The 24867-nt window shown below is 37.9% G+C and carries 21 protein-coding genes; 10 read left to right on the top strand and 11 right to left on the bottom strand.

Features of this window, described 5'->3' with window-relative positions:
• Nucleotides 1–43: 43 nt before the first annotated feature.
• Nucleotides 44–433, bottom strand: a complete 390-nt coding sequence (locus tag ABJQ32_08450) for a VOC family protein (GenBank protein MEP5289666.1) — start codon at nucleotides 431–433, stop codon at nucleotides 44–46.
• Between the two features lie 142 nt (nucleotides 434–575).
• Nucleotides 576–3023 (bottom strand): prolyl oligopeptidase family serine peptidase, encoded by a 2448-nt coding sequence (locus ABJQ32_08445; GenBank protein MEP5289665.1) that lies wholly within the window; start codon nucleotides 3021–3023, stop codon nucleotides 576–578.
• Between the two features lie 146 nt (nucleotides 3024–3169).
• Here ABJQ32_08445 and ABJQ32_08440 point away from each other — a divergent pair, with 146 nt between their 5' ends.
• The 3 genes from ABJQ32_08440 (at nucleotide 3170) to ABJQ32_08430 (ending at nucleotide 7660) form a co-directional block, all read left to right on the top strand.
• Nucleotides 3170–3850: a response regulator transcription factor gene (locus tag ABJQ32_08440; protein ID MEP5289664.1), complete on the top strand. Its 681-nt coding sequence runs from the start codon at nucleotides 3170–3172 to the stop codon at nucleotides 3848–3850.
• On the top strand, nucleotides 3847–5100 hold the full coding sequence (locus ABJQ32_08435; GenBank protein ID MEP5289663.1) for a HAMP domain-containing sensor histidine kinase: 1254 nt from the start codon (nucleotides 3847–3849) through the stop codon (nucleotides 5098–5100). The genes ABJQ32_08440 and ABJQ32_08435 overlap by 4 nt, the downstream gene beginning before the upstream one ends.
• A gap of 85 nt (nucleotides 5101–5185) precedes the next feature.
• Complete coding sequence (locus ABJQ32_08430) at nucleotides 5186–7660, top strand: outer membrane beta-barrel family protein (GenBank protein MEP5289662.1); 2475 nt, start codon at nucleotides 5186–5188, stop codon at nucleotides 7658–7660.
• Here the strand turns inward: ABJQ32_08430 and ABJQ32_08425 are convergent.
• Complete coding sequence (locus ABJQ32_08425) at nucleotides 7657–8685, bottom strand: alkaline phosphatase D family protein (GenBank protein ID MEP5289661.1); 1029 nt, start codon at nucleotides 8683–8685, stop codon at nucleotides 7657–7659. The genes ABJQ32_08430 and ABJQ32_08425 overlap by 4 nt on opposite strands.
• A gap of 101 nt (nucleotides 8686–8786) precedes the next feature.
• On the opposite strand from ABJQ32_08425, the gene ABJQ32_08420 reads away from it, so the two are divergent.
• The 4 genes from ABJQ32_08420 to ABJQ32_08405 all read left to right on the top strand — a co-directional run bounded on the left by ABJQ32_08420 (nucleotide 8787) and on the right by ABJQ32_08405 (nucleotide 11837).
• Entirely contained in the window at nucleotides 8787–9647 is an 861-nt protein-coding gene (locus ABJQ32_08420) for a helix-turn-helix domain-containing protein (protein ID MEP5289660.1), read from the top strand.
• A gap of 98 nt (nucleotides 9648–9745) precedes the next feature.
• Entirely contained in the window at nucleotides 9746–10294 is a 549-nt protein-coding gene (locus tag ABJQ32_08415; GenBank protein ID MEP5289659.1) for a carboxymuconolactone decarboxylase family protein, read from the top strand.
• A gap of 33 nt (nucleotides 10295–10327) precedes the next feature.
• Nucleotides 10328–10705, top strand: coding sequence for a cupredoxin domain-containing protein (locus ABJQ32_08410; GenBank protein MEP5289658.1), 378 nt, complete (start codon nucleotides 10328–10330; stop codon nucleotides 10703–10705).
• A 616-nt stretch (nucleotides 10706–11321) separates the two neighbouring features.
• Entirely contained in the window at nucleotides 11322–11837 is a 516-nt protein-coding gene (locus tag ABJQ32_08405) for a hypothetical protein (protein ID MEP5289657.1), read from the top strand.
• 118 nt (nucleotides 11838–11955) lie between these two features.
• On the opposite strand, the gene ABJQ32_08400 is transcribed toward ABJQ32_08405, so the two are convergent.
• The 3 genes from ABJQ32_08400 to ABJQ32_08390 form a co-directional block, all read right to left on the bottom strand.
• A complete protein-coding gene (locus ABJQ32_08400; GenBank protein MEP5289656.1) occupies nucleotides 11956–12708 on the bottom strand; it encodes a LytTR family DNA-binding domain-containing protein in 753 nt (250 codons plus the stop codon).
• 97 nt (nucleotides 12709–12805) lie between these two features.
• Nucleotides 12806–14707 (bottom strand): histidine kinase, encoded by a 1902-nt coding sequence (locus tag ABJQ32_08395; GenBank protein MEP5289655.1) that lies wholly within the window; start codon nucleotides 14705–14707, stop codon nucleotides 12806–12808.
• 8 nt (nucleotides 14708–14715) lie between these two features.
• On the bottom strand, nucleotides 14716–15198 hold the full coding sequence (locus tag ABJQ32_08390; GenBank protein MEP5289654.1) for a dCMP deaminase family protein: 483 nt from the start codon (nucleotides 15196–15198) through the stop codon (nucleotides 14716–14718).
• Nucleotides 15199–15301: 103 nt separating this feature from the next.
• Between ABJQ32_08390 and ABJQ32_08385 the strand changes: the two genes are divergently transcribed.
• Nucleotides 15302–16429, top strand: coding sequence for an amidohydrolase family protein (locus ABJQ32_08385; protein ID MEP5289653.1), 1128 nt, complete (start codon nucleotides 15302–15304; stop codon nucleotides 16427–16429).
• A 20-nt stretch (nucleotides 16430–16449) separates the two neighbouring features.
• Here ABJQ32_08385 and ABJQ32_08380 read toward each other — a convergent pair whose 3' ends face one another.
• Nucleotides 16450–17424, bottom strand: coding sequence for a YitT family protein (locus tag ABJQ32_08380; GenBank protein ID MEP5289652.1), 975 nt, complete (start codon nucleotides 17422–17424; stop codon nucleotides 16450–16452).
• Nucleotides 17425–18240, bottom strand: coding sequence for a M48 family metallopeptidase (locus ABJQ32_08375; protein ID MEP5289651.1), 816 nt, complete (start codon nucleotides 18238–18240; stop codon nucleotides 17425–17427).
• 138 nt (nucleotides 18241–18378) lie between these two features.
• On the opposite strand from ABJQ32_08375, the gene ABJQ32_08370 reads away from it, so the two are divergent.
• A complete protein-coding gene (locus tag ABJQ32_08370) occupies nucleotides 18379–19044 on the top strand; it encodes a DUF6090 family protein (protein MEP5289650.1) in 666 nt (221 codons plus the stop codon).
• Between the two features lie 16 nt (nucleotides 19045–19060).
• On the opposite strand, the gene ABJQ32_08365 is transcribed toward ABJQ32_08370, so the two are convergent.
• From ABJQ32_08365 to ABJQ32_08355, 3 genes are read right to left on the bottom strand one after another with little or no spacing between them, the layout of a single operon-like run.
• On the bottom strand, nucleotides 19061–19522 hold the full coding sequence (locus tag ABJQ32_08365; protein ID MEP5289649.1) for a hypothetical protein: 462 nt from the start codon (nucleotides 19520–19522) through the stop codon (nucleotides 19061–19063).
• Between the two features lie 8 nt (nucleotides 19523–19530).
• Nucleotides 19531–21405, bottom strand: a complete 1875-nt coding sequence (gene abc-f, locus ABJQ32_08360) for a ribosomal protection-like ABC-F family protein (GenBank protein ID MEP5289648.1) — start codon at nucleotides 21403–21405, stop codon at nucleotides 19531–19533.
• Nucleotides 21406–21459: 54 nt separating this feature from the next.
• The gene (locus tag ABJQ32_08355; GenBank protein ID MEP5289647.1) at nucleotides 21460–23418 is read right to left on the bottom strand and encodes a sensor histidine kinase; all 1959 of its coding nucleotides are present in this window, start codon (nucleotides 23416–23418) and stop codon (nucleotides 21460–21462) included.
• A 185-nt stretch (nucleotides 23419–23603) separates the two neighbouring features.
• Between ABJQ32_08355 and ABJQ32_08350 the strand changes: the two genes are divergently transcribed.
• A complete protein-coding gene (locus ABJQ32_08350; protein ID MEP5289646.1) occupies nucleotides 23604–24773 on the top strand; it encodes a sorbosone dehydrogenase family protein in 1170 nt (389 codons plus the stop codon).
• The last annotated feature ends 94 nt before the right edge of the window (nucleotides 24774–24867 follow it).

Below are 24867 nucleotides of genomic sequence, written 5' to 3'. Positions count from 1 at the left end.
GCAAGTACTTCCGATCAATATGTGATGATCGGAATGAACTGGCTTAAACGCCGTATTGATGAAATTCAGAAACAATTAAATAATATCCGTCAGGATCTCTTAAGGAGAATTCTTTCTTGCCAGAATTTGGGTTCAATTGAATATCTGATTCTACAGAGTACCCCAAGCTTTCAATGTTCTGGCGTATAAGCTGCATATTTTCAGTTCTGAAGTACAGAATTAGCCCATTTCCTGGTGGTACATTGGGGTTTTGCATGGTAGGGTGGTCATGTTCTTCCCATTTATGAAGACAAATCAATACTTCATCATTTCCGTCCACCAATATATCAAACGTGTCTCCACCGTGTCTACTCCTACAATCAAAAATAGATTGATACCATTTTGAACTGGTTTCAATGTTTTTAACGGCTATGATAGGATCAATCTTTGTCATTATCTGACTTACTATAAGAACGAGGTTGAAATTTCCTCATTGCATGTCGGCAGAACTATATCTATTAACTTAGTCTAGTCTTTGCGAAAATAAAAAAGCCGAGCTTTTCAGCCCGGCTTTCGAACAGGTTGGTAATTGGTTTCTATTTATCCATTTGTACTGTGGTTTCCATCGTATCACGATTTTTAACATGCTCTTCCAGCCACTGGTCCTGCTCCCATAATACATGTAGAATGCTTTCTTTAGCACGGTAGCCATGACTTTCTTTGGGAAGCATCACCAGTCTGGCTGGCCCTCCCAACCCTTTAAGCGCATTAAAGTATCGTTCACTCTGCATAGGGTAAGTACCTGAATTGTTATCAGCCTGCCCATGAATCAATAGGAGAGGAGTCTTCATCTTATCTGCATGCATGAATGGAGACATGGTATTATAAATTTCAGGAGCATCCCAATAAGATCGTTCTTCACGCTGAAATCCGAATGGTGTCAGCGTTCTGTTGTAGGCTCCACTTCTGGCAATACCGGCGGCAAAAAGATTGGAGTGACTCAACAGGTTAGCCACCATAAATGCGCCATAGGAGTGACCGCCTACAGCAACTCGATTTCGGTCAACGTATCCCATCTCATCTACTGCATCTATTCCAGCCTTGGCATTGGCTACCAGCTGCTTTCTGAAAGAATCGTTTGGCTCTTCATCATCTTCACCAATGATCGGGAAAGCGGCATCATCCAACACGACATACCCGCGCGTCACCCAGTAGATCGGTGACCCGTAGTACGGATACACAAATTCATTGGGGTTCGTGGTGTTTCTACCTGCACTGGCCTTATCCTTATATTCCACAGGGTAGGCCCACATGATCATGGGCATTTTTTCTTTCTTCTCTTTATCATACCCCAGAGGTAGATAAAGCGTACCCGTTAGCTCCACACCATCGTCACGCTTGTAAGTGATCACCTCTTTCTCTACATCCATCATGGCTTTGAAAGGATTTTCAAACTGTGTGATAGGACGTAATGCCATCTTCTTTTTGATGTTGCGCACGTAATAGTTAGGGTAGTCTGTAGCGGACTCTATGCGTACCAAAAGTTCTCCCTTACTCATGTCGATCGCATAGATTAGGTCTTCTACTTTATCCATGTAGGTTGATTGATACAACCGGATTGTTTTTCCACTTTCCAAATTCATTTGATCTACAAATGGAAACTGACCCTCTTCCGTGAAACCATCTCCCATGAGGTAAGCACTGCCATTGTCCATAGACAGCACATACCTATTCAGTTTGTTTTTAGTTGTGACAAAGTTGCCAGGGTCGCTGTATGCATCCTGATAGTTTCTATCGAAAATGATTTTAGGTTCTACCGAATTATCGGAAGGGTTAAAAACATAGGTTTTTGTATTTCGATTGTCGAACCAATAATCGTATGCGATGGCTAAATCATCATCTCCCCATGTGATACCTGAGAATCGATTTTTCATCTTCATTAAAGAGCGTTTCTCACCTGTGAATGGTGCAGCTAATTCAAATGCCTCATCATGATATGCTACTTCGGCGGCAGGATCGCCACCATCCAGTGCCTGAGCCCAAACAACAGAAGCAGGCTTATCTCCACGCCAGCTAAATCCTCTAGGCTTGTCCGTGGTAGACATGAATCCTTTCGGACGAACCTCATCTACGGGCATATCCAGAAGCATTTTTACTTGCTTACCGTCTTTGTTGAAAATGGCAGTTTCAGAGGCAAACCTGTAGTAGGGTACTAGATAAGAAAATGGGCGTTTTACTTTCATAATGATTAAATAGTTTCCATCAGGAGAAAAATTCATTCCACGGTACATTCCCGTATCCATCCATTTTTTGGAGCTACCATCCAATGATACACGGTAGATTTCAGAGCGTGCCAGTTGCTCAAAGTTTTTCTCGTCCACCGGATTTTTTAATAGATCCTGATACGTACGATTCTGGGCCTTAGCACCTGAACTTTCTGTGACAGTAGGTCCTGTTGGCACGGCAGTTTGTGCGTTGATCAGTGGCTTTCGGTCGCCCGGAAGCATTTTTACCAGCATGCTTTTGCTGTCAGCGGCCCAAACCATGGGACGACCAAGGTTTGCATTGGTACCTGCATTTGTGAGTTTTTTCGAAGCTCCCTTAGCTACATCCAACACCCAGACTTCTACTCCGGTAGCGGTGGTATGCGTAAAAGCCATCATCGACTCATTCGGGGACCAACTAAAGTTGGCTAGCCTTGGATTAGCAGGTAGTCCGCTCACTTGCTTAGCATCCTGATCGAATGCCTTCTTTACTTTGATGTTGTTATAAAATGTAGTACGGCTACCGATATTAGTTAAAGGGTTGATTCGAAGACCACCAAGCCTCAGTTCTTCCTCAGATAATTCAGCGATCGTCTTATATGCATTTCTATAAAGCAATACTACATTTTCTCCTTTGTTATCTATTCGAACAGAAGGAGCAAGTGGTGCGTCTACTAGTTCTTTGATCTCTTTGGGAGGTTCCTGATACCCGAGACTTCCTTGGGCAAAGGCACCTAAGGATAAGAGGAATAAGAGAGAATGATTAATGATTCTTTTCATGATCCTAGCTGTTTTAAGTTTAAACTTCAAGTTAGAAAATAGTGGCGTTAATGGAAGACCGTTCATGTAAGAGTCTGGCTGGCAGGGGTGTTGGTATATTTATGTAATTTCAAATTTGCTTCAAAAAGCCCTTTTATGTTTGCATAATGAAATTGTTGTTTGTAGAAGACCAAGAAGAGTTAGCATCGGGGGTTCGAAATTATTTTTTGAAAGAAGGCGATATCTGTGAGGTGGCGACCTCATTATCTAAAGCAACAGATAAACTCTATTCATTTTCATATGATGTGTTGTTACTTGATTTGATGCTACCTGATGGTGATGGCCTGTCATTATTGAAGATTGTCAAAGACAATTGGCCGGATATGGGCGTAGTGATTGTATCTGCTAAAAATGCTCTCAATGATAAATTACTAGGATTGGAACTTGGAGCCGACGATTACTTACCTAAACCTTTTCACCTTGCGGAGTTAAATGCAAGAGCTAATGCAGTTTATAGACGGAGAAAACAAGAAGGTAAGCAAAAGTTAACCTTCAATGAAATCGAATTGAATCTGGAAAATCATGAAGTAAAAATCAATGAGACAACTATTGAATTAACGAAGAAGGAGTATGAGTTGCTTCACTATTTTATGGTAAATCAAAATCGTTTATTGACGAAACAATCAATTGCAGAGCACTTATGGGGTGATTATATGGATACAATGGATTCATTTGACTTTGTATACCAGCATATAAAAAACTTGAGAAAGAAAATCATACAAGCAGGGGGAAATGATTATTTGAAAACAATGTATGGAGCTGGATATAAAATGAAAAATGAAAGATGAATCTAATCATAAGAATCACCATATTATTTGTATTAGTATCATTGGTTGTCTTTATCATAGGAGGAGTCATTAGTTTCAATATAATGATGAGAGAAGTGAACTTTGAGCAACGTAGGTTTCTAATAGAGCGCTTGGATCGTATGCAATTGAGAATTGAAAGGAAGCCACCTAAGGACACTTTAGAGTGGACTAAGCTGAAGGTTATCCCACTAGAAAAACTGATAAATGAGCGCGTTTCATTTTCTGATACTTTAGTAATGCATAGTCAACTTGATCGATTGGAATTGCACCTCCGGTTGGATGCTATCAGAAATGTAGATGGGAAAAGTTATCTTATTAGTTTGTACGACGTTATCGTAGAAGCAGATGATATCAGAGATGGTCTTGTCGAATCACTGCTGACCTTGTACTTGATTTTGCTCGGTACAGTTTTGATTCTAGGTTTTCTGGCATCTTACTTTATTTTAAGACCCTTTAATCTGACTTTGGAAGCTATTAAAAGCTTCTCACTTACCAAACCAGATCAAAAGATGCAATTCCCTACTTCAAGTGTTAAAGAATTTAAGAGACTCAATGCCTTTCTTAGTGAAATGACCAGCAAAGTTCAATCAGACTACCAATCGTTAAAGGAGTTTTCTGAGAATGCCTCTCATGAAATCCAGACTCCTATTGCCATTGTGCAGAGTAAGCTGGAGGTTTTAATAGATGCAGATAATCTTACCGAAGAACAAATTCAGCAGATCAGTTCTACTCAAAGCACAATTAAGCGCTTAAGTCAATTGGGAAATGCTCTTTCATTACTTACTAAAATTGATAATAAAGAGTTTATAAACGTTTCTAGTATTGATCTTTCAATGACGCTTGAGCATATGCTTGAAGAGTTTAGAGAGTTGGTAGAATTGAAAAGTATAAAAAGAATTGTTGAAGTTAAAGAGGGAGTCATTATCCAGGCAGATCCAGTTCTTATAGAACTATTGCTTACCAATTTGATAAATAATGCAATTCGGCATAATTGGGAAGGAGGAAATATTAGTCTCTCATTAGATGAAGAAAGGCTTTCAATTTCAAATTCGGGTCCAGAACTTCAAGTTTCTTCGAACGAACTTTTTCAAAGGTTTAAAAAGGCTAATCAGAGTGCTAAATCTATGGGTTTAGGTCTTGCTATTGTGAAAAAGATTTGTGATTTCTATGATTATCAAATTCAATATCATAATGATGCTGATTTACATACCATTCATATTAGGTTTTAACCGCAAATAGAAAGAAATGTAAAACTTCAGATTTGCTTCAAATTTCAATCAAACATGCATCAAATATGAGTGTTAATGTTGCACTATGAAATTAAAGAGTAAGCTTTTTGTTGTTCTATTAAGTGCATTTATAATCACATATGGGCAAGCGAATAAAAATTATGCTGCCCCCAATTATTCTATTAAAGGCAAACTAATTAAATCAGGCACTCATCTGCCTGTGGAATTTGCAACTGTTAGCATTTTCAGTGAATCTGATTCTACTTTATCAACGGGAGGACTGACGGATGCGACAGGAATATTTAATGTTCCTGTGAAGCCGGGAAGCTATTACATCAGAATTCAGTTCATGGGATTCAAGGATGTCATGATTTCAAATGTGGTCATATCCAAAGCAAACCCTATATATGAAACTGGAAATATTCAATTCCAGGAAAATGAAACGTTATTGGAAGAGGTGGTTATCCAAGCGGAGAGAACTCAAATGGAAATGACGCTAGATAAGAAGGTGTTTAACATTGGGAAGGATCTCAGTAACCTCGGTGGTAGTGCTACAGATATTTTGGATAATCTACCATCTGTGCAGGTAGATGTAGAAGGAAATGTAAGTCTTCGTGGAAGTGAAAATGTGCGAATACTCATTGATGGAAAGCCGTCTGGCCTTGTCGGGTTGAGTAGCAACGATGCACTACGTCAGTTAAATAGTAATTTGGTAGAGAGTGTAGAAGTGATCACCAATCCATCTGCCAGATATGATGCTGAAGGCCTTGCTGGTATTATCAATATCATTTTAAAGAAGGATAAAAAGAATGGAGTCAATGGAAGTTTTCAGGTTAATACAGGGTTGCCTGATAATCATGGCGGTTCAATCAATCTAAACTTTAGGAGGAATTGGATCAATTTTTTTACAAACTTTGGAATTAACTATAGAAGAAACAATGGAGGTGGCTCGTCAGATCAGACATTCTTTGATTCCCCAGAAAAAACCACTGCCGTCCTTCAGACTATAAGAGACAGGAGTCATGACAGAGGAGGATTGAGCTATTCTAGCAGGTTTGGATCAGACATCTACCTAAATGAATTTAATTCAATCACACTGTCCTTTCTCTACCGCTTTTCTGATGAAAACAATGAGACAAGATTGATATATGATGACTTCTACCCACAATCTGGGGCAGATTCCATCTCATTCAGGAATGATGATGAAGGAGAGGGAGATGAAAATTTGGAATATGCGCTTAACTATACGAGGAATTTTGAACGAAAGGGTCAGAAATTAACCTTCGATTTCCAATATCAAAATAACAATGAACAGGAGAGTAGCGATCTCATCGAAACCATAGGAGCTAGCGCTGCTGATCAATCACCTATTTTGTTTCAAAAAGCAAATACAGATGAAATTGAAGAAAGATATATGATCCAGTCTGACTATATACATCCTTTTGGAAAGAATGGTAAAATGGAGCTTGGGACAAGATACACCGATCGATTAGTTGGTAATAACTATTTGGTAACAGAAAGGAATGAAGCAGGTATTTATGAAGTAGATTCTTCGTTTTCCAATGAGTTTGAATACGAAGAAGATGTGTTAGCAGTGTATGGAATTGTAGGTAATAAAATAAACAAGGTATCGTGGCAACTTGGTCTACGCTTTGAACAGACAAGGCTTATCACTTTTCAAAAAACAGACGATAATCGCAATGTCCAAAACTATGGAAATTTCTTCCCTAGTGCCTTCTTAACATATCAAATGACAGAATCGCAAGCAGTGCAAGCAAGCTATAGTCGGAGAATTAGCAGACCAAGAGGGAGGAGTTTGAATCCATTTACTTCCATATCTGATAGCAGAAATTTTTGGCTGGGAAATCCTACGCTGCAGCCGGAATTTACAGATTCATACGAGCTAGGCTATTTGTTGAATACGCAATCCAGCTCATTTTATACCGGAATATACTATCGTCATACTGAGGGAGGAGTACAAAGACTTAGAAATACGAATGAAGAAGGTGTCACATTTACAAGACCATATAATGTTTCAACTGAGGATGCCTACGGTGTGGAAGTGAATATTTCTAAAGATTTTGCTGACTGGTATCGTGTAAGTGGAAATGTTAATTTTTACAGAAGTATTGTTCCGAGTGGGAGTGTGATCTTTGGCGAAGAAATACTTACTTTCAATGGAGCTGAGGCGACTACTTTAACTTCTCGGGTAAGTAATAATTTTAAATTCAAGAAACTCTTTGATGCTCAGATTAATGTGAACTATCGTGCACCGCGCAATACTGTTCAGGGTAGAACTTTATCAATTACTTCTGTAGACATAGGCATGTCCAGAGATGTGTTAAAAGGCAATGGAACACTCGCATTCAATGTGAGTGACCTTTTTAATTCAAGAAAATATAGAAGTGAGATATCCAATGAGCGATCTTTCCAAATCAGTGAGTTTCAGCGAAGGACCACAACTGCGACTCTTTCATTTACTTATCGCCTCAATCAGAAGAAACAAAGATCCAGAGACGGAGAAAGAGAATATTCCGGAGATGGAGGAGGTGATTTTTAATCATACTTTATCGAATGCTGAGCTAGTTCCTCGTTCTCTTTTCCAATGTACTTTACCTGAATACTTGGTTTAGATGAAGTCCATACAATCGTCATTATCGCAAAGTTGGGATCGTAAACTATTTTTCCAATTCTCTTATCATTCAACTCTGGGACTTGCGTACCCCAGGGACTCGTGAGGCTGCTGGAAGTAAATTCATAGATTGGTTCTTTACTTCTTTTTAACATCTCCTTTGAAACCTCAGAGATGTGTCTATCTCCAGAGAGGAAGACGAGTGGAACGTTTACTTTCTCATCAACTAGTTTCATCAATCTATCTTTAGACTTTGGGAAATTAGACCATTTTTCGAATTGATGCTGATCTGGGATTAATTGTATCCCTGTCACTACTATAAACATGTCAATTCCTGGTTCAGATAATTGATTTTCTAACCACGACCATTGAGTCTCTCCCAAAACATCACCATTGGAATTCACTAAAGCAGCCTTGTCTCTAGTTCCCTCATTTTCCCACTTTAGAGAATCTCGAAAATAGCGAGTGTCTAAAAGAATTATCTTGATACTTCCTTTCGTGTGGTTGTATGTGTAAGATTGATAAACTCCTTTTCTAGATCGAGCAGGATGATCTTGAGCAACATTCAGAAAACGAAAGAGTTCTTCTTTGCTACCGTCTTTAGATTTGAATTCCTTTCCCCCGTCATTTACGCCAAAATCATGATCATCCCATGTACCTATTACTTCTGTTTCAGTGAGGAGTTTTTGATAATCAGGATGGGATTTTTGCTCAGCATATTTACTCCTTAGAACATTCACATCTTCAGAGTCACCATAAATGTTGTCTCCTAACCAGATCCATAGATCAGGCTTTGTTTCGTTTACTTCAGCCCATAGCTGTTTGTCTGTCAGGCTAGAAACACTACATGATCCAAATGCGATACGCATGATTTCAGCATCCTTTATAACGTCAGCTTTTTGGGCAAGAAGATAGGAGGGAAGAATGCAAATGAATAGTAGATACTTTTTCATGATTGAAAGCTACTGGACATTTGAGAAAGAATTGTTAAAAAGCTGTGATCAAATTGAGTACTTTCCTTTGAATTAGTGTTAGTTCTTCAAATACACCAATTATGACTTTAACCCATTCAGACGAGAAAGTAGGAGGGCTAATGAGACTCACTTACGATGACCCAGACTTTAGTGGTTTGTTAGGAGATGAACAGGAAGCTCTGCTAACGATCGCCTGGAATGTGGGTGATGATCAAATGGTAGTGGTCGATGAAACGACTGTTTTACTACCAACTAATCACGTAATCGTACTAAACGTAAATCAGTCTTTTAGATTTGAAAATCCGAGATACATTTCTGCTTGGCAATTCAATCGTGATTTTTATTGCATCATTGATCACGATCATGAAGTATCCTGTGCGGGATTACTTTTCTATGGTAGCAATGGAGCACCAGTCATCACATTGGATTTAGTTAACCAACGTAAAATTGGTCTCATGTTTCAAGTATTCCTGGATGAGTTTGAAGAGGAAGAGGACAACCTAAAGACAGAGATGCTTCGAATCGTCTTGAAGAGACTCATTGTTAAACTGACCAGAAGTTACAAAGAGCAAAATTCTCTAACCGGTATAGAAAATAAGGAAATGGATGTGATTCGTAAGTTCAACTTAATGGTTGAGAAGAACTATCGCTCACTTCATCAAGTACAAGACTATGCTGATCTTTTACATAAATCTCCCAAGACCATTTCAAACCTTTTTTCAAAATACAGTGATAAATCTCCTTTAGAAACCATTCATGAAAGGATCGTACTTGAAGCCAAACGTTTGTTGATCTACACAGATAAAACAACGAAGCAGATAGCCTATGAAACAGGGTTTCAAGACATCCCTGGTTTCAGTCGTTTTTTCAAGAAACATACCCAGCTGGCTCCCTCAAAATTTCGAGATCAGTACGAAATTCAACCATTAGGGAAAAATTGACAACCCTTCGGGAAGAATAGACAGTACCCAACAGCACATTCTCTGCGTTCTTTGAACCATAATCTTTTAGCAAAAAATAAAATAAGAAAAATAGAATTATGGAAACGATCAATGTACCTAATCGAGAAGAAGTATCTGAAAACAATCAGGCAATCTTTGATAACCTAAACAGCAAGTTGGGATTTGTACCAAACCTTTATGCAACTTTCGCTCATAGCGAAACAGCACTAGGAGACTACCTGACTTTTCAGAACAGAAAATCATCTTTAAAAGCAAAAGAAAGAGAAGTGATCAACTTGGTGGTAAGCCAAGTAAATGAATGTGATTATTGCCTTGCCGCTCATACTGCTTTGGGCAAAATGAATGGATTCTCTGATGAAGAAATTCTTGACATCAGAACTGGCGAAGCAAACTTCGATACGAAGATAGGTGCGCTTGCAAACTTTGTGAAAGACATCACTATCAATAGAAGTAAACCAAGCGAAGACGCTGTTGCCAGACTTTTTGAAGCAGGTTACACAAAAGAAAATTTGATAGATATCAACATGGTGATAGGTGACAAAATTGTGAGCAATTTCATCCATGGATCTGGGCAGTTTGCAGTTGACTTTCCTGCAGCAGCTAAACTAGAATCAACCTTAGCTTAATACTTATTCAAATCAATATAAAATTTAAAAATTATGAAAAAGAATAGAATTAGTGTACTGTTTTTACTCGCGCTTGGAATTTTATGGACTACTGCACTTAATGCACAAGAACCACAGAAAATAAGCTTAGTACAAACACCTGGAGAGTTTGTACAACAAGAACTCAAGCTTGAGGCAGGAAAATCATACGTTTTCGAAGTAGAAAACAGTGGAGTAGATCGTCAAGTAGGATTTGTGATCGCGCCGAAAGGGAAGACCAACAAGGAAAACCATGTACAGAGCGCTTACTTGTTCAAGACAATTGGTGATGGTGAAAAAGCGGCTTCCAAAACGGTTACTTTAGAAAAGGGCGAGTACGTGTACTTCTGTCCGTTGAACCCTACTCCACAATATAAAATAGTAGTAGAGTAATAGATAGTGATAGAGTGGTAGTGAATTGGGTCGCAGTGATGCGACCCTTTTTTATTTTAAAAAAATCACTAAACCAACTCACTTACATTATCCAGCGAGCCTCCATGTTTTTCAGTTTCTATGCCTTAAACTTCCTCAGAAAGCCTCACCAGCTAAAACTTATATTTAATATGAAGTAGTTCTAACAAAAATAAAACCATCAAGCTTAATGCTTGACGGTTTTATTTTGTATCCAGTTAGCCCAGTTTAGGGCTGGACAATAACTAACTACAATTAGTTTTTAATGATTGTTTTAGCTGTCCTCTGTTGTTAATGATTAAGTAATAAATGCCTGTTAGCTGCTCACTTAGATCCAGTTCAAACTCTTGTTTTTATTTATACTTAATGGAAACATTTAATTGCAATATGAGTGAATGACAACTCCAGGGAGTGGAGAGGAGGAGTTTTTTGAGTGAATGGGGAACTACTGTTGATTAATGGCATCATAAGAGAATTAGAAGATTCTCTCAAAAGATCATACCATTCACTCATGATAGCATACCATACGATAGAGTGAATGAAGCAATGATTCATGCACCAAATAGTTTTGATGCATCAATAACAAAACAATAAAATCATGAAAAAAATCAAAAATCTATTCTTTCTTACATTGCTTGTTTTTACTATTTCTTGTAACGAACAGTTAGAACAAATAGAATCAATTGAGTTGCAAGAAAAATCTGAACAAAGTTTTAATGAAGAGTTCGTTGAAATTTCAATTCCTGAAGCTTTACAGTCTACCAAAGAATTATCAGAAGAAGCAACGTACTTGATTCAAGAGATTAACATTGTTACAGCTGAAGGCCAATCTGTCAATGGTAAAATCAGTTTAGTGGTGAATGTTGATGATAATTTATCATATTTAGGCTTATCCAGCAACTTGCTTAGCGAGTTGAAGTTATCCAAGGATTTTTGGATTGAAAATACGTCTGAAGACGATATTGTATTCCTTAAAGATGGACTTGCTGATTGTCTTAATAACTGCCGAGATAAGTATGAGAAAGGGAAAGGAAGAGGTAAATGCAACCTTGGATGTTGGGGAGAGGCAATTCTTGGTGCAGTAACGGAGATAGTTATTGCTATAGTGGATTAAAAGATTATGAGACTTATAGTTCAGACTGTATTATTTAGAAAGGGTTCCTCATACCTAAACTTAATGACTTAGTCTGCTTGCCTAAAAGACTATCCATATAAGGATAGTCTTTTTTCGTTTAAACCCTTTCGATCAACTTCATGAAGATATCTTTTTTATTTCTTGCTAATGGAACAATTGTGCCATTTTGCATTTGAATAGAACCCCCTTCTCTTTTATCATATTTCTTAAAGTGGTCCAGATTAATTAGGTGCGATCTATGACTTCTAAAAAAATGTTTTTTTGTTAAAAGATCATCGTATTCTTTGAGTGTTTTAGAAATTACCAGCGTTGATCCATCAACCATATGAAACATGGTGTAGTTGTTTTCTGAACTACAATAAATAATATCTTGAGTTTTCACTAATTGGATTTGCTGCTGATCTCTAAGTACAATCCGATCAAGAAACCGGGACTCATCAGATAAGTTGTCTTCGAGGTTTTTAAGTTGATTTTCCGAAGGAAGCTTATCTAGACTTTTTATGGTTTTTTGAATCGTTTGATCAAATTCCAATGGGTTTACCGGTTTGAGTATGTAGTCTACGGCATTGAACTTAAATGCTTTTATAGCAAAGCCATCTGAAGCAGTGATGAAAATTACTTTGAATGTTATGTTATCTATTCCAATCAAGCTCAATAAATCAAACCCAGTGCCCTCTTTTAAATTAATATCCAGCAAAACAATGTCAGGCTTAAACTCTTTTAGTATGGCTTGTGCATCTGAAATTGAATCTGTTTCTCTGATGTCAAAATCTGCCCCGGAAAATCTTGATAGATATGCTTTTATGGTGTCTCGAGCATTTACTTCATCATCTAGGAGTAAAACTTTCATAATTGGTTCCATTTACCGGAAACCTAAAAAAAGTATGATCAAGACTTTACTACCTTCTTAATTATTTCTAAAAAATACCCTTTTTTGGGGAGGCTTTCTATGAATATGAGAGTACTTTCAAGGGAAGTAAAAGTTTGATACGGTAACCTTTTGTATATCCCCCTTTTCCTATCAAGTTTTCTGATTGTAATCCATTTTTCTGGCTACTCGAATAATTCAAATTTTGCAACCGCTCCTCGGTGATCCTAGTTGCCATGGATTTATGATTTTTTTCTGGCATTGCCCAATTAACGCCAATGCCAGTATCTTCTATTTCCAAAAGAACTTGGGTTGGGCTTGTCATTGAAAATATTACATTAAGCTTATTTTCTTTTCCTTTTTCTTTGAATAAACCATGTTCAAATGCGTTTTCGATAAAAGGCTGTGCAAACATAGGAGGTATTCCCATATAGACTTCATCGATTGCTTCGTCTACTTCAATATGATATTCGAAAGGTTCGGAAAAACGTATTCTTTGTAGTTCAATGTAGTTTTTAAGCATGCTTACTTCCTCTGCCAAAGGAATAAATTCTTCCCTTGAATTTTCTAAAATTTGGCGCATTAGCGAGCTAAACATTCCCATGTAGCGTCCTGCATTCTCGGTATCTGTATTCACCAGATAGGATTGGATGGAAGTCATTGAATTGAAGATAAAATGAGGGTTTAGTTGTGAGCGTAAAAACCGTTGTTTCAACTCAAACGCTATCCGTTCTTTCTTAAACTTAAACTGGCGGTAATACAAAAAGCCTCCTAAAATAGCAGTTAGGGAAAAAAGAGTTATTACGAGTAACTGATTATTTTGCTGTGAGAGTCGCAAAGACTGAATCGTTGCTTGCTGGTTAAGTGAGGCTATTTCCTGATCTTTTTGTTCTACTTCAAACTCAATGACTAATCTCTGTAATTCTTTTTCTTTGTTGATTGTATTTAAAGAATCCTTTAGAAGTATGTGTTTTTTTTGTACTTCGACAGCCTGATTATAATTCCCAGTTTTTTGCAAAGTCTCGGCTTTAATTTCAAGCAAATCAATCCATATGGGAAGAAAAGTAAAGTAGTTATCACACAACTCAATTCCTTTATCAAAGTGAGAAAGCGCATTCTCCCAATCATTTTTTAATTGATAGGTCTGACCAATTCTGTGATGAAAAGTGGCTTCAAGATCTTTAAAAGATCCTTTTTCGCAAAATTCCAGTCCTTTTTTATATAACTCTACTGCTTTATTATAATTTCCTCTTGTTAGTTGAAACTTTCCCAGATTTATGTGGCAATAGGCTTTTTCTTTATAAAGATTGTACGCTGAAACCTCAGGAAGGCTATTTTCATTGGCTTCCTGGAGTGCTTGCCTGGTAAATATTTCTGCACTATCAAGCTGATTAGCATTGAAGTACACATAACCCATAACAATCAGATTATTGATTCTATCGATTAATTTTCTTTTCAAGTTTTTGACAAGCTCATTTTCCTGCATGGCTTTTCGCAGGTATTCCTTTCCAGTTTCTGGATCCCCATTAGCCGTTAGGGTACTACCCAATGTATTGTAGCAGGCGGACAACTGGGTATGATCTTCAAGGTTTTGGAATATTGCCAAACTGATAGAGGCCATCGAAATCGCTTCCCTATATTCTCCACCAATTGATTTGTAAATAGATTGATAAAACAAGCCACTGGCATATGAATGATCGAAACCTAGTTTTTTCGCTTTTTTAGTAGTGATTAGTATTAGTTCATATTTTAAATTCTCAGGAAAGTGCTCATCTAATCTTACGACTTCATAAAAGGATTTGAAATCAGCTTTATCTGTAGATGTTGTCATTACATGATAGATACTGTCATAATGGGAGTCAGGTAGGCTTGATTTTGAAGCAATTAAAATAGTGCTATTGCAGAATAGTGCTGCAAAAAGGAATACAACTTGAATAAAACGTCGAGAAGTTTTAGCATTCACAAAGAAGTTGTTTGTCATATTCAATTCTAAACCAACTCACTTACATTATCCAGCGAACCTTCATATTTTTCGGCCTCTACACCAAATTTTCTCAAGAAGTCAACGCCTTCATCACTCGGTATTCCTTTGTACTCAGCATATGATTTTAAGTAGATCACTTTCTTGATTTTCGTTGTGTAGATGATTCTAGCACACGCTATACAAGGTGATAGAGTCACATAGAGTGTAGCACCTTCTACATCGGTCTTATTTTTAACAGCATACAGGATAGCATTTTGTTCTGCGTGAAGTGCCAGGGAGCAGCTTCCTTTTGAGTCTCTTGGGCATCCATCATCAGGCCACTCTACGTCGCAATTATGCGTTCCGGAGGGTGGCCCATTGTACCCGATAGATATGATGCGGGTGTCTTTGGTGAGTACTGCGCCTACATGTCGTTTGATGCAATGAGATCGTTTAGCAAGATTTACTGCCAATTCCATAAATATATCGTCAAACTCAGGTCGCTCCATAATGCGAAATTAACCAGCTCACATCGAAATCGAACCAAATAAATAAATGACTCGTTCGATGCAGTCTTACATTTGTATTATTGCCTTAAATAAAACCTGACATATGCGACAAAAACTTTTTATTCTTATCAGCTTCACTTTTTGTTCACTAGTTGCACAGGAGGCAGAGACCTCTGATCCAGAGATGAGTTTCGAGGAGTACAATCCCACATCAACGTTAGTGGTTCCAGAAAATCCTGTACGAAGAGCGAAGTTTCCTTTTGTGGATATTCACAGCCATCAATGGAATCTTACGAAAGATCGAGTTGCTTCATTGGTAGAGGAGATGGATGAATTGAATATGGGAGCTATGATTAATCTAAGTGGTAGAGGATTTAGCCGCGAAACCAGAGATATAGGTACGCAAGAATACTTAGCAGGGATGGTTAGAAGGGTGGAGGGAGAAGCTCCTAATAGAATCATTGTTTTTACGAATGTATCATTCAAAAATATTGGCGATAAAGGTTGGACAGAGAAAGCTGTAAAAGAATTAGAAGAAGATGTAAAAGCGGGAGCTAGAGGATTAAAAATTTATAAGAGTCTTGGTCTTAGCTACCAAGATATGGATGGAAATAGAGTAGCAATTGATGATCCTAGAATAGATCCTATTTGGGCAAAGTGTGGTGAATTGGGGATACCAGTACTTATCCATGCGGCAGATCCTGCTTCTTTTTGGGACCCAATGGATGCTGACAATGAACGATGGTTGGAATTGAAACTAAGACCAGGAAGAAAAAGAGGAGCAGAGAATCCGGCCCCATTTGAGCAAATCATTGCAGAGCAGCACAACATCTTTAAAAAACATCCAAAAACCACTTTTGTAAATGCCCACATGGGATGGATGGCCAATGATTTGGATAAAGCAGGAAAACATTTAGATATCTATCCGAATGTTTACTTTGGAATAGGAGCTGTCATTGCGGAGTTTGGCAGACAGCCACGGAGAGCAAATCAATTTTTTGAAAAATATCAGGATCGAGTCTTGTTTGGAAAAGATGCATATAATCCAGAAGAGTTCTACACATATTTCCGGGTCTTAGAGACAGAAGATGAGTATTTTCCGTACTATAAAAAGTACCATGCCTATTGGAGAATGTATGGCCTAGGTCTTTCCGATGAGATACTCAAAAAAGTGTACTATAAAAATGCTTGCAAGATCATACCGAGGTTGGAAGTGAGTCAGTTTGAGTAGTTCTCTATGAGAGCAATCTACTAATGCTCTTTAAACTGTCTTTTTTTGATCATTCCACCTTTTAGATCTTTTACGCTATTCATAACAATAAACGCATTTGGATCAATTTGTCTCACCTTGTTTTGAAGATTGGCAATCTCTAATCTTGTAATTACAGAGTAGAGTATCTCAGTATCTTTTAGCTCTTCTCGCGGACCAAATCCACTAGTGCCGTTGTAAATAGTTACGCCACGCCCCATACGTTCTGTGATCATTAAACGGATGGCTTCACTCCGATGAGAAATGATAATGACCCCAATGTATTCTTCCACACCTTCGATGACAAAATCAACTGTTTTTGAAGCCGACAAATAGGTTAGGATAGAATAAAGAGCAATCTCCATAGATAGGAGGTAAGCTGCAGTTGAAAAGATGAAAACATTGAAGACAAGAATTAAGTCGCCAATGGTCAATCCTGTTTTTCTTCCTAGGTAAATGGCGAGAACTTCTGTTCCGTCAAGAACACCTCCGCCCCTCACAGAAAGGCCTATTCCAGCTCCCAGGAAAAATCCACCAAAGACTGCTACCAGCAATTTGTCAGATGTGATGGTCGGGTATTCTATAAAAGCTAGAGCAAAAGCTAAACCTACAATTGCAAGAATGCTTTTAAAAACAAATGACTTACCGATTTGAAAATATCCAAGTATGATGAAAGGAATATTGATGATTACAATCAAAATGGGTAAAGGATAGCCTGTTATAACACGGGTAAGCAATGATATTCCAGTCACTCCTCCATCGATAAAATCGTTCGGAAGAAGAAAGCCCTTTAAGCCAAAACCAGCAGATAGAATTCCCAGACTTAGGAATAGGAGTTCTTTCACCCACCTCAGAAGCTGATCTTTTACCTCTATAGATTGTCTAGCGATTGTGATATCGCTAATTCGCTCTCCTCTTGAGCCTAATAATCCTTTTAACGACTTAAAAAGCTTAAAGAGTGGTCTAGATCTATTCACTTATTGGCTTTTGCGATAGTATTCCATCGCTTTAGGCATGTTAGCTTTCAAGTCAGATATTCTTGTATCGTGTGACGGGTGAGTGGATGTGAATTCCGGTGGAGCTTCCCCACCACTATTAGCAGCCATTCGTTCCCAGAATTTTGGAGCTTCCTGTGGATTGTAACCTGCCATTGCCATAAAATACAATCCTAATTTGTCAGATTCGGATTCATGCTTTCTTGAGAATGCAAGTATCCCAAGCGAGGTAGCAGCTCCAGCTCCTTGCATGATTACCTCGGCTGGTATTGAAGGACCGCTCCCTCCTCCAGTCAATAAAATACTAACTGTAGCCAAACCAGCTTGAGCTGCATATTGGGTGCTTATCCTTTCGGCTCCATGATTTGCAATAGCGTGTGCTATCTCATGTCCCATAACTACTGCTACACCTAGCTCATCTTTACATATGGGCATGATACCCGTGTAAAAAGCTACTTTCCCGCCCGGCATGCACCATGCGTTCACGGTGCTGTCGTTATCAACAAGATTATACTCCCATTTGTAATCAGATAAATAGTTGGGTTTCCCTTCTTCTCTAAAATATTGTTCTACCGCTCGTTGTATTCTGGTTCCTACACGCTTAATCATTCGTGCTTCATCGGTACCGTTGATGATTTTGCTTTCCTTTTTCACTTGCTCATACTGATCAAAACTCATGGGAAAAATCTTGTCATTGCCGATAAGGCTCAGTTGCGAACGACCACTAAGAGGTACACTCTTACATTGGATGAGTATAAGAGCAACGACTATAAATGAGAATGAAAGTGCTTTTCGCATGATGGGTAAATTTTCAATGAAGTTAAAATCATCCCGTCAATATGGAAAGGAGGAATGGATTTTTTTCTGGTTAAATGAATTATTAACTACTTCTTGTTTCAATTTATTATGCCAATGGATTTGTTATATTTTTAATTCATGAAGAATATTAATTGGCTAGATCATATAGCAAACCTTTTGGTGGTCATCTTAGGTATTAGCATTGCCTTTTATCTGGAAGGATATAAAGAAGAATCCAATAGTAAGAAACTAGAACGAAAATACCTGGAAAGCTTAATCTCTGACCTGGACATAGACATTCAAGCATTAGATACACTTCGTTCAGTGAATGATCGAATATCCACGTCTTTAGTAACCTTATCTGAGGCTAGTATTGGTAGACCCTATGGCAGTGATACGGCATTAATGAATCATATTTTAACCATTCAATATAATCCTCCTTTTTCTCCTCAACGCACAACCTATGAATCTTTGAAAGCTTCAGGTAAAATGGACCTGATTAATGACTTTAATATTCGAAACGAAATAGTTGATTTATATGAACAGTACTATAGAGGAACAGGTGAGTATGATGTTTCAATCAATGAGCATGTGAGAGACTTTGTTAAGCCTTTTTACATCAATCAAATTCGATTTAATTCTGCTCAGTCTCTCAACCCAGAATTTTTACCTAAAGATGAGTTTCGCAATATGATATTTGCCTACCGATATCTTTTCATTGCTAAATGTGGCTTTTATGATAATGTTAGGAATAGAGCTCAATCGTTGAGAAACGAGCTTGAAGATTACAGCAGTCAATTATAAGCTTTAATCTGAAGTCTTATACGTTTCGATAGGAGAGCCTTTCAACAGGAAGATTTTTTTCTTTGGCATAATCTGCCAATTCACTCATAGTTTCCTCCTTATTAGGCGCTTCATAACTAATAGAATGAGTGAAATCGTACTCCTTGGTTATGACACTTAGCTGTTCAGGTTTAAGTTGAATCAACTTTATGTCTGAATGAGCAATTGTTTTAGGCTTTTTTAATGGAAGTCCCAGATGAAGTGTAATATCTTCTTCTCCTAAAAAAATTCTAGGAGAATTGATTGATGAAGGCTTGATGATAGAAAAAGCATAGAGTCCGCAAAAGATTCCAAAACCTAACTGAGGGAAACCGAACCAAAATGAAATTTCAGTTACATCTTTCATAAGACCCACTATACCCTGAAAGATGAAGATTGCTCCCATCAGTATGTATAGGTACTTTTGTGGTTTTGTTTGCTTGATATAGAGTGTTTTCATCTCTCAGGTCAGGCTAATTCCTCCCATTTTTCCATTAGATCAGTAAGTTCCTGTTTTTTTTGACCATAGGAGACATTTAATTTTTCATATTCATCAGGGTTTTCATAGACTTTTGGATTTGCTAAATGCTCCTCTATTTCAGCAATGGTCGCCTCAAGTTTTTCAATATTTCCCTCCACCTGTTTGAGTTCCTTGGCGGCTTGCTGCTCTTCATTATTTGATCGGGGTTTGGTACTTACTTTTTTTTCAGCTGGTCGATCATCTTTCTTGGAGGTGTCTTGTCCTTTATTATTTTTTTCCCACCACCATACAAATTCTTTATAGGTACCTGGGTATTCTTTTACTTCCTGATCCTCTATATACCAAACCTTGTTTGCTACCTGGGTAATAAAATGCCTATCGTGAGAAACCAATAGGAGTGTACCTTCATACTGTTGCAGAGCTTGAACTAAGATGCTTACTGACATCATGTCCAAATGGTTGGTAGGCTCATCTAATAGTAAGAAGTTAGCTTCCGAGATCAAGGTTTTAGCCAGAGCTACTCTTGATTTCTCACCCCCAGAAAGTACCTTGATCTTTTTAAATACCTCATCACTAGAGAATAAAAAACAACCTAATACACTTCGTAACTCAAGTTCTGATTTGCCAGTACCTGCTTGTTTTAGTTCTTCAAGCAAGTCATTTTGTACGCCCAATGATTCTAACTGATGCTGTGCATAAAAAGAATTAACTACATTATGTCCAGTCTGGACTTTCCCTTCGCATGATTCTGTTTCTGCAACTATGCGAAGAAGGGTCGATTTACCTTTTCCATTGGCTCCAATTAAAGCAATTTTGTCTCCTCGCTCTATTCCAATGGACGTATTATTCAAGATGTGAAGGTCTCCGTAAGACTTGGAAATACTTTCAAGTCGCTTTACATGCCTTCCCGATTGGGTCTTGAAGTTGAACCTGAAATTCACCTTCATGTTCTCATCTACCACCTCTTCTACACGATCCATTTTCTCAAGCATCTTCATTTTGGATTGTGCTTGAGATGCTTTTGTAGCCTTGGCTTTAAAACGCTCAATGAATCGTTCTGCTTCTTTTATCTTTTTTTGTTGATTTTCAAAGGCATTTTGCTGGAGCTCATTTCTTAGTGCTTTCTCTTCTTCATAGAAGTCATAATTTCCTGAGTACACATTGAGGTTTGCCTGACTAACCTCGACTATCTTGTTGACTGTTCTATTCAAAAATTCTCTATCGTGAGATACAATGATGTAGGCTCCTTCATATGACTGAAGGTAGTTTTCAATCCATTGAATGGAAGGAAGGTCCAAGTGGTTAGTAGGTTCATCCAGCATCAAAAGGCTAGGCTTTTCCAAAAGGAGCTTAGCGAGCATGACTCGCATTCTCCATCCCCCTGAAAATTCACTTAAAGGTCTTGTTAGATCAGATGTTTTAAACCCAATACCTTCTAAAATTTCTTCAGCTTTTGATTGAAGTGTATAACCTTCCTGCGCTTCAAATCGCTCTTGCAACTTTGCCAATTTGCCTACCAGTTCATCCCGGTAGTTTTCCTCCATTTCTTTGATGACTTTATCAATCTCTTTTTGGATAGCAAGTGTGGATGCAAAAGCCTGCATAGCGACTGACAGAATGGAATCCTGTGTCTGAAAGGAAAGAAGATCTTGATTTAAGAAACCTATGGTCGTGTCCTTACTCATAGATATCTTACCGCCTGATGGCTGCACATCATTCACCATCATTTTTAGCAAAGTAGACTTACCAGTTCCATTCAATCCAATAAGACCAATTTTATCTTTTGGACCAATAAAAAGAGATGCCTCATCGTATAAAGGTCTATCGCCTATGAAGTAAGATAGATTTGTGATATCAATCATGCCGCAAAAGTAACTTCAATACTATTCAGGAGATTCCCAGATGCCAAACATTTTTTAGTTAAGAGGAATCGTGACGGTGAACTTTGCGCCATCTCCTTTTTCACTTTCCAGTTCAATGCTTCCTTCTAATTTGTCCACAAGAGTTTTTACGATAGATAAGCCAAGTCCAGCAGAGCTTTCTCCTGCTGTCGGTCTAGCAGAAAGTTTTTGAAATTCTTTGAAAATGCTGTCTTTGTCTTTTTCACTAAAACCAGGCCCATTATCGCTAACAATAAGTATTAGGTTTCCTTTTTTGACAGATATCAAGAAATTAACGATACAGCCTTTTTGAGTGAATTTTAATGCATTTGACAGTAAGTTATCTGCTATTCTACCAAGCATATTTGAGTCTGAAAGAATCTTTTTCCGTCTAGATGACAACTTGGAGCGTAGGTTTATTTCTTTGTTTTCGGCAATCAGTTCATAGGTGATCTTCTTCTGTTCGAAAAAATCAGGTAGTTTAAAAACTGTTTTAGTTACCTTAAAATCACTTTGCTCGTAGGTTTTTAGTTCTGTTAAGTTATCTATCATCTCTCTTCCATCGATAGATACTTTTTTGATCATCTCATTGAATTCTGCGGTTTGTCCCTTGAGATCTGACTTCATGAGATCACTGATTCCCTGAATGCTTGAAAGAGGGGCCTTTAAATCATGTGCAACTACAGCCATGAGATGGTCTTTTTCCTTAATGGCTTTCTCTAGTTCTGCATTCTTTAATTCAATTATATCACTTTTGTCTTTCAGTGCTTTAGTTCTTCTTGCAACAATTTCTTCCAATTCTTTATTGACTTTCTTCAGATGGTTTGAAAGCTGTTCTTTTCCTTCCAATGCGAAAAGGTATCGCCCGCCTAATAGTGCCATTAATTGGAGCATATATAGAAGGATACCCACATGAATCATTGAAAAGGAATACCCAGGGATAATATATTGGCTGCTGAGTATGTCGTGGAGTACGGCGAAAAATCCAGATAAATACCCTATTAACAGGAACCTTGCTCCAAACTTATTATCAATAGCAGTTTTTATCAATACAATGAATAAGTAGATCCCTATTAGGATATTGTAGACATGATGATATGGGACCAATGCATAGCTTATCCGAGGAGAGACTAGTAGGGTAAAACAGAAAAGCACTAAACCAATAATGGCCATCGAATTAATAATATATTTATTGAAATACCTGGGAAATATTTCTCTTAGAAAGAGTGCATTTGAAGGGCCAATGAGAAATACAGCGAGATAAACTATTTTTTTCAATACCACCCAGCTAGTATTAGGAAACAAATCCATTATCGGCATGCTTCCGCGAGATATCATTAACATGATGATTGTTAAACAAACCAGAGAGAAGTAAAGGCCGGATTTCTCGGTTTGCTTTCTAAGGAAAATGTAAAGCTGGAAAACACCACCGATTAGTATACATCCTATCATAATCAGTGTAATAAATTTGTTTAGATCATGCTTTCTCAGCACTTTGTCGCTAGGGCCGATTTTAGGCTCATACCACAATCCTCCACTTTCATGACTGAAGTTACTGATATGAAAAATGAGGGCTAATGTGTCTCCGGGTGAAGCGTTGAATTCAAAGACCTCAGCATCAATTTTAGGATCGGTATTTTCTTTACTTGTTCCTGGCGTACCTACCTGACCAATGAATTGATCATTAATGTATAGTTGGTAGGCCAGGCTTATTTCAGAAACATCCAGCGCCAGCGTTTGATTTTTAATTGTCTTATCAAGGATTACCGTCGTATAGTATGTGCCATACCCATAAGGACCTATAGAAACTTCATTCCATTTGACATCATTCCATGTTCCTGGCACTTGGATCTGGGTTGCGGAAGAATCTTCCAATACTTCTTTATAGGAAAGAAATGACCCCATAACAAGGCTCCAGTCTCCTCTTAGAGGTATTACTTTACCGTTATAATCAAAAGATTGATTTTGGGCAAACCCTGAAATGGATTGCACCACAAGGGGAAAGATGATTAGAAACCGTATTACCACCAAAAGAAAAACATGAAATGTTTTGAATTTTCGAATCTAGATAACAAAACACAGGATTTGATAATTATTCTATTTAACCATTAAATCCTTCGATCTATGCACGAAATATGCATTTTGTCGATAGGATGATTTAACTTGAAATAAAAAACGATATGCTAAGAATTTTCTCACCTATTCTATTGATTTTCCTCGCTTCCTGTTCATCGAAATCTCCAGATAGTACTGAACCGGAAGAGCCGGCGGAAGAAGAAGTGTCACTGGTATCATACGAGGGACTAAGTCTAGATTCTATTCAACTTCCAGATGGCTTCAAAATTGATGTGTTTGCAAGAGTTAATAATGCACGATCAATGGCACTAACTGAAAATGGAACTTTGTTTGTGAGTAATAGAGGAGGAGATAAGGTCTATGCTTTGAGAGATACAGATGGAGATTGGAAAGCAGACGAAAAGTATGTGATTGCAAGTGATATGCGTATGCCAAATGGTATCGCTTTTAAAGATGGGTCATTATATGTTGCTGAGGTATCCAAACTCTGGAGGTTTGACGATATAGAAACGAACTTGGCTAACCCTCCTGAACCTGTAAAGATTTATGATGATTATCCAACTGATGGACATCATGGCTGGAAATATATAGCCTTCGGACCCGATGGCAAGCTCTATGTACCTGTAGGAGCTCCTTGTAATATTTGCGAAAGTAAAAATGAAATGTATGCGAGCATTACTCGAATGAATCCAGATGGTTCCGACCGAGAAGTCTATGTTCACGGCGTACGAAACACCGTAGGATTTACCTGGCATCCTGAAACAGGTGAAATGTGGTTTACAGACAATGGAAGAGATTGGCTTGGGAATGATTCCCCATCTTGTGAGTTAAACAGAGTTTCAGAGGCAGGTCAGCATTTTGGTTATCCATTTTGTCATGCTGGTGAAATCAAGGATCCTGAGTTTGGTGATAAATATCCATGCTCTGATTTTGTGCAACCAGCGCAAAACTTAGGTCCGCACGTTGCTCCTCTGGGCCTAAAATTCTGTACTAGTGATATGTTTCCTTCTGAGTATCAGGGTAAAATATTTATTGCAGAGCATGGCTCATGGAATAGAGATCCTGAAGTAGGTCACACTGGGCATAAAATCACTCTTGTCACTGAACAGAATGGTTCTGGGATAGCTTATGAGGATTTTGCAACAGGGTTTTTGAGCAAAGAAACAAATACAGCTTGGGCTCGTCCTGTTGATGCAATTTTTGCGTCGGATGGCTCTATGCTAGTTTCTGATGATTTAGGAGGTACCATTTTTAGAATTAGCTATTCTAATTAAATACGCTCCAATTACATTGGACTATAATCCATTAATGTAAATACACTCTTTTATCACATTAGAATTCATTTTCTTACTAATCCATTAATCATAT

Source organism: Marinobacter alexandrii, from assembly GCA_039984955.1.
GTDB lineage: Bacteria > Bacteroidota > Bacteroidia > Cytophagales > Cyclobacteriaceae > Ekhidna.
Note: the sequence above shows the minus strand (reverse complement) of the source record. Positions and strands in the feature narration are given on the sequence as shown.

Bases quoted from the DNA above. Each gene is read 5' to 3' on its own strand.
- ABJQ32_08425 (MEP5289661.1), bottom strand. From the start codon at position 8,685: ATGAAAAAGTATCTACTATTCATTTGCATTCTTCCCTCCTATCTTCTT.
- ABJQ32_08450 (MEP5289666.1), bottom strand. From the start codon at position 433: ATGACAAAGATTGATCCTATCATAGCCGTTAAAAACATTGAAACCAGT.
- ABJQ32_08430 (MEP5289662.1), top strand. From the start codon at position 5,186: ATGAAATTAAAGAGTAAGCTTTTTGTTGTTCTATTAAGTGCATTTATA.
- ABJQ32_08390 (MEP5289654.1), bottom strand. From the start codon at position 15,198: ATGGAGCGACCTGAGTTTGACGATATATTTATGGAATTGGCAGTAAAT.
- ABJQ32_08420 (MEP5289660.1), top strand. From the start codon at position 8,787: ATGACTTTAACCCATTCAGACGAGAAAGTAGGAGGGCTAATGAGACTC.
- ABJQ32_08370 (MEP5289650.1), top strand. From the start codon at position 18,379: ATGAAGAATATTAATTGGCTAGATCATATAGCAAACCTTTTGGTGGTC.
- ABJQ32_08395 (MEP5289655.1), bottom strand. From the start codon at position 14,707: ATGACAAACAACTTCTTTGTGAATGCTAAAACTTCTCGACGTTTTATT.
- abc-f (MEP5289648.1), bottom strand. From the start codon at position 21,405: ATGATTGATATCACAAATCTATCTTACTTCATAGGCGATAGACCTTTA.
- ABJQ32_08440 (MEP5289664.1), top strand. From the start codon at position 3,170: ATGAAATTGTTGTTTGTAGAAGACCAAGAAGAGTTAGCATCGGGGGTT.
- ABJQ32_08350 (MEP5289646.1), top strand. From the start codon at position 23,604: ATGCTAAGAATTTTCTCACCTATTCTATTGATTTTCCTCGCTTCCTGT.
- ABJQ32_08385 (MEP5289653.1), top strand. From the start codon at position 15,302: ATGCGACAAAAACTTTTTATTCTTATCAGCTTCACTTTTTGTTCACTA.
- ABJQ32_08400 (MEP5289656.1), bottom strand. From the start codon at position 12,708: ATGAAAGTTTTACTCCTAGATGATGAAGTAAATGCTCGAGACACCATA.
- ABJQ32_08435 (MEP5289663.1), top strand. From the start codon at position 3,847: ATGAATCTAATCATAAGAATCACCATATTATTTGTATTAGTATCATTG.
- ABJQ32_08405 (MEP5289657.1), top strand. From the start codon at position 11,322: ATGAAAAAAATCAAAAATCTATTCTTTCTTACATTGCTTGTTTTTACT.
- ABJQ32_08410 (MEP5289658.1), top strand. From the start codon at position 10,328: ATGAAAAAGAATAGAATTAGTGTACTGTTTTTACTCGCGCTTGGAATT.
- ABJQ32_08445 (MEP5289665.1), bottom strand. From the start codon at position 3,023: ATGAAAAGAATCATTAATCATTCTCTCTTATTCCTCTTATCCTTAGGT.
- ABJQ32_08375 (MEP5289651.1), bottom strand. From the start codon at position 18,240: ATGCGAAAAGCACTTTCATTCTCATTTATAGTCGTTGCTCTTATACTC.
- ABJQ32_08365 (MEP5289649.1), bottom strand. From the start codon at position 19,522: ATGAAAACACTCTATATCAAGCAAACAAAACCACAAAAGTACCTATAC.
- ABJQ32_08415 (MEP5289659.1), top strand. From the start codon at position 9,746: ATGGAAACGATCAATGTACCTAATCGAGAAGAAGTATCTGAAAACAAT.